Here is a 2,624-nt window from a genome sequence, read left to right as displayed (position 1 = left end):
AGCCGTTCGTCCTCACCACCGACCGCGTCCGCCTGTCCGTGCCCACGGCTGCCGACGCCGACCGAGGCCAAGGCGCTCAAGACTCTCGACCACCTGCTGGCCGACTGCCTGGGCATCGGGCCCGCTACGGGCATCCACGCCAATCCGGACTTCACCTGGCACGTGCCGCGCACAGCGAGCGCCGCCCTGGAGGCGCGCGTCCCGGCCTGTCTGACCCAGGCCCGGCAGAAGCAGCTACAGACGTACGTCGCCCCGCCCGCCCGGCTCATCCTCGCCTCGCCCCGGTCGGAGGGGACCGCCGCGCGGGGCTTCACGCTCTCGCCGGGCAGCACCGCGCGGATCGCGGGCGCCGCCGCCCTCGTCCTCGCGCTCACCGTCGGCGTCTCCGTGCTCGCCGCGACCCGGCTGGTACGGCCCCTGCGCGCGCTCACCGGCGCCGCCCAGCGGATGCGCGACGGGGACGACGACGCGCGGGCGGTGGTGCGGGTACGCGGAGACGACGAGATCGGGCGGCTCGCCGCCGCCTTCAACGAGATGTCCGAGCAGCGCGCCCGCCTCGCCGGACAGCGCCGCGCGATGGTCGGCGACGTCGCCCATGAACTGCGCACCCCGCTGTCCAACATCCGCGGCTGGCTGGAGGCCGCGCAGGACGGGGTGGCCGCGCCCGACGGCGAGTTCATCGCCTCCCTGCACGAGGAGGCCGTGCTGCTCCAGCACGTCATCGACGACCTTCAGGACCTGGCCGCCGCCGACGCCGGGGAGCTGCGCGTGCACCCCGAGCCGGTCGGGGCGGCCGACCTCCTCGGCCAGGTCGCCGCCGCCCACCGGGCACGCGCCGAGGCCGCGGGCGTCACCGTCACCACGGACGTGCCGCCCGGCCACCGCCTGACCGCCGACCCGGTCCGGCTGCGCCAGGCCGTCGGCAACCTGGTGTCCAACGCGGTACGGCACACACCGCCGGGCGGCGCCGTGCGCGTCACCTGCCGCCCCGGGCCCGCCGGGGACAGCGTCATCGAGGTCGCCGACTCCGGCACGGGCATCCCCGCCGAGGACCTGCCGCACGTCTTCGACCGCTTCTGGCGCGCGGAGAAGTCCCGCTCACGGCGGACCGGGGGCAGTGGCCTCGGCCTCGCCATCGTCCGCAAGCTCGCGGAGGCCCACGGCGGCACGGTCGATGTCCGCAGCGCCGTGGGCCAGGGGACCGTCTTCACCCTGCGGCTGCCGCCCGAGCACCCCGCCGAGGACGGGGCGACCACGGGAAGCGGCGCGGGGGGCGCCCGCCCCGCTATTTGAGGAGGTCTTGGACGCGGTCGCGGAGGGAGTCCATGGTGAAGCCCTTGGGGTCTATCTTTCCGGGCTGCCATTCGAGGTGGCCGATGACGGAGCGTTCGGTCCAGCCGTGGTGGCGGCAGACGGCGGCGGCGGCCTTGGCGATGGCGGCGAGCTGGGCCTCGGGCCAGGGGTCCTCGCCGTCGCCGAGGTTCTCGCACTCGAAGCCGTAGAAGTGGACATTGCCGTCGGTGTTGGCCTCGTTGGCGGGGGGCAGGCGTTTCTCGGCGATGACGGCGCGCAGGACGTCGTCGTCACCGCGCCCGGCGTGGTTGGCGCGGCCGTAGCCGACCAGGTGGACGGTGCCGTCCTTGGCGATGACGCCGTGGCACAGCGGCCCCGGCAGGGTGGAGTGGCCCTTGCGGCAGAGGTCCACGGTCTGCTGGGTGCCCTTGGTGACCGTGTGGTGGATGACCACGCCATTGACCGGTCCCCAGTCGCCGTGGGCGTTGCGGTTGTGCGTGCGCCAGTCTCCGACCTCCACGACGGTGATGCCCTCGTCCCTGAGGGCGTCGATGAATTCGCTCGCGGACATGGGTGGGGCCATGGCCGCCTCCTTCCCGGTGGGGCGGACGCCGGTCGCGTACGCCCGTATGACCTGCTTGTACCGGAAAGTTCGCAGGTGGGCCAGGCGTTCGGATATCGTGCGAGCCGATCCGGCCGCGGTTGGATCAGTGGTGGACCAGTGTGGGATCAGTACGCAGACGCCGTAGGACAGGAAGCTCGGGCCAGTGGATTACGAGGCCGTACTCGAAGAGGTCGCCGCGTTCGTGCGGCCGCTGGTCGGACGCGGCCAGGTCGCCCGGTACATTCCGGCGCTCGCCTGTGTGGACGCGAACTCCTTCGGGATAGCGGTCGCCGACGTCGACGGGGGTGTCTACGGCGTCGGGGACTGGAAGACGCCGTTCTCCGTGCAGTCCATCTCCAAGGCGTTCAGCCTCGCCCTCGTCCTCGCCGAGGGCGGCGACATGATCTGGGAACGGGTCGGCACGGAACCGTCCGGAAATCCCTTCAACTCGCTGGTGCAACTCGAATATGAGAACGGCATCCCCCGTAACCCCTTCATCAACGCCGGCGCCCTCGTTGTCACCGACCGCCTCCAGACGCTGACCGGCGACGCCGGGGCCGCCACGCTGGAGCTGATGCGCGCCGAGAGCGGCAACCGCGGCGTCGGCTTCGACCTGGAGGTCGCCGCCTCCGAGGGCGAGAACGGCGACCGCAACGCCGCCCTCGCCCACTTCATGGCGAGCTACGGCAACCTCGACAACGACGTCCCCACCGTCCTGGACCACTAC

General features: G+C 72.6%; 3 protein-coding genes. 2 read left to right on the top strand and 1 reads right to left on the bottom strand.

The genetic code is table 11. The features are described 5' to 3' along the window. Positions 1–1,293 (top strand): sensor histidine kinase (locus ACFU99_RS40370; protein ID WP_384402775.1); only part of this gene is annotated, 1,293 nt, incomplete at its 5' end. Here the strand turns inward: ACFU99_RS40370 and ACFU99_RS40365 are convergent. Beyond that, positions 1,286–1,876 carry an N-acetylmuramoyl-L-alanine amidase gene (locus tag ACFU99_RS40365; RefSeq protein WP_384402772.1) on the bottom strand — a complete coding sequence of 197 codons (591 nt, stop codon included), beginning with the start codon at positions 1,874–1,876 and terminating at the stop codon, positions 1,286–1,288. The two genes, ACFU99_RS40370 and ACFU99_RS40365, sit on opposite strands and share 8 nt — an antisense overlap. A gap of 184 nt (positions 1,877–2,060) precedes the next feature. On the opposite strand from ACFU99_RS40365, the gene ACFU99_RS40360 reads away from it, so the two are divergent. Then, positions 2,061–2,624, top strand: a 564-nt coding sequence (locus ACFU99_RS40360; RefSeq protein WP_384402769.1) for a glutaminase, incomplete at its 3' end; no start/stop codon positions are given.

This window comes from Streptomyces sp. NPDC057654, assembly GCF_042800135.1.
GTDB lineage: Bacteria > Actinomycetota > Actinomycetes > Streptomycetales > Streptomycetaceae > Streptomyces.
The sequence above is the reverse complement of the archived record's forward strand: the minus strand, read 5'-3'. Positions and strand labels throughout refer to the sequence as shown.

Coding starts and splice junctions, on each gene's coding strand:
- ACFU99_RS40365 (WP_384402772.1), bottom strand. CDS start 1,876: ATGGCCCCACCCATGTCCGCGAGCGAATTCATCGACGCCCTCAGGGAC.